This is a genomic window from Microcystis sp. M53603_WE2 (genome assembly GCF_030065435.1).
Window position 1 is genome coordinate 1 of record NZ_JASJFF010000030.1, and the last position, 2,131, is coordinate 2,131.

The following is a 2,131-nucleotide window of genomic DNA, read 5'->3' on the forward strand; positions in this document are numbered from 1 at the left end:
TGGTTGAGACAGGAAGGACTATTAAGCTCTATACCTGAGATTAAGGGATGGGTTAGTCCTCGGTTAAAAATCCGATTTGAATTGAGAGAAGATGGGTTAGAAATTTATAGTTTAGATGGTCAGAAATTTTTGACTTCTCTTGAGTTATCTCAAAGGTTAGAACAAGAGCGTTTAAAATCTCAACGTTTAGCCGAATATATCCGTTCTCTGGGAATTGATCCCGATACTTTATAATGATATAATTGATGGGTTGTGACGAATACTAATTAACTGGTAAACTGCCGAAATTATTGTCATTGAACCTAGTCTAGGGCTATACTCAACTATGTAATCACTAAAAAAGCAAATCTATGAAAGCTTGGGCAAAATCTTTAGAAAAACCAGCAGTGGAATTTTCTGAAACCCAATTAACCCTATTATCTGGGAAAATTCCCGATGGATTGCGGGGTAGTCTCTATCGCAATGGTCCGGGGAGATTAGAAAGAGGTAAGCAAAAAGTTGGTCATTGGTTTGACGGAGATGGGGCAGTTTTAGCTGTACATTTTCATGATAAGGGAGCCAGTGCCACCTATCGTTATGTTCAGACTGCCGGTTATCAGCAAGAAAGCGCCGCTAATCAATATTTATTTCCTAATTATGGCATGAATGCCCCCGGCTTCTTTTGGAATAATTGGGGAAAAGAGGTAAAAAATGCCGCTAACACCTCGGTGTTAGCTTTACCCGATAAATTATTAGCTCTCTGGGAAGGGGGTTTTCCCCATAAATTAGATTTACAATCTTTAGAAACTCTAGGTTTAGATAATTTATCTAGCTTACAAGCAAAGGAAACTTTTTCCGCTCATCCTAAGCTAGATTTGTCCAGAGGAGAGATTTTTAATTTCGGGGTGACAATCGGTGCTAAAGTTAGTTTAAATCTCTATAAGTCTGACTCCACTGGTGAAATTATCCAGAAAAATACTTTTGAGTTAGATAGATTGTCTCTGCTGCATGACTTTGTTTTAGCAGGACAGTATCTCGTCTTTTTCGTTCCACCGATAAAAGCGGATAAATTATCGATACTGTTGGGATTTAAAACTTTTAGTGATGCTATGCAGTGGCAGCCAGAATTAGGAACAAGAATACTAATTTTTGATCGAGATTCTCTGCAATTAGTCAGTGAAAGTGTTACCGATTCATGGTTTCAATGGCACTTTGCTAATGGTTGTGTGAATGAGCAAGGCAATCTTGAAATTGTTTTTGTCCGTTATGATGACTTTAAAACTAATCAATTTTTAAAAGAAGTTGCCACGGGTGAAACCGAAACTTTAGCCATCGGAAAATTGGCAAGTGTCACCATCAATCCCCTATCAGCAAAGGTGATTAATCAGGAAATTCTCTCGGATTTAAGCTGTGATTTTCCCGTGGTTTCCCCGCAACTGGTGGGACAAAAATGGCAAAATACTTTTTTAGCTGTCCATCGTCCCGATAGCGATATTCGTCGGGAAATTATCGGACTTCCCGCTTGTTATAATCACTCCACAGGTAAGTTAACTATTGCTTATCTAGAAAGCAACTGTTATGGCAGTGAACCGATTTTTGTCTGCGATGGTTTATCTCCAGAAACGGGATGGTTAATCGTCGTGGTTTACGACGGCAATAATCACAGCAGCCAAGGGAGAATCTATGACAGTCAGCAGTTAGAAAAAGAACCCCTTTGCTGTCTGCAATTACCCAGTGTTATCCCTCCCAGTTTTCATGGTACTTGGCAAGAAAAATCAGAAAAAGGCAATATTTAGAAAACGGGTTTCTGCGAGAAACTATTTAGAAAATGGGTTTCTTCGAGAAACCCGTTTTCTGGACTTGTGAGAGAGAAGCTTTATTCGATTTCTCTACGGTTGAAGATTTAATCAATTGGTTAAATACTTTAACTGCTTAGTTCTTATGTTAGCGTTCACCTTCTGACAACAACCCACTAAAATTGTCATAATGAAACAAACAACCGCCAATTATGATGAACCCTGGAAAGAAGCATTAAGCGAGTATTTTGAAGCGTTTTTATGCTTCTTTTTTCCTGAAGTTCACCAATTGATTGATTGGACAAAAATTCCCGAATCCCTAGAAAAAGAACTCAAACGGATTACCGCTTCAGCAA

The 2,131-nt window shown here is 38.7% G+C and carries 1 protein-coding gene and 2 pseudogenes; all 3 read left to right on the forward strand.

Annotated elements, in window-relative coordinates; translation table 11 throughout:
* A pseudogene (locus tag PX481_RS00670) lies at positions 1 to 234 on the forward strand (Uma2 family endonuclease); the annotation flags it as partial.
* A 116-nt stretch (positions 235 to 350) separates the two neighbouring features.
* On the forward strand, positions 351 to 1,775 hold the full coding sequence (locus PX481_RS00675; RefSeq protein WP_002761784.1) for a carotenoid oxygenase family protein: 1,425 nt from the start codon (positions 351 to 353) through the stop codon (positions 1,773 to 1,775).
* A gap of 74 nt (positions 1,776 to 1,849) precedes the next feature.
* Positions 1,850 to 1,915, forward strand: a pseudogene (locus tag PX481_RS00680) (DUF4351 domain-containing protein); the annotation flags it as partial.
* Positions 1,916 to 2,131: the final 216 nt, after the last annotated feature.

What these genes read in the sequence shown, in the direction of transcription:
- PX481_RS00675 (WP_002761784.1), top strand. Translation starts at nt 351, where the DNA reads ATGAAAGCTTGGGCAAAATCTTTAGAAAAACCAGCAGTGGAATTTTCT.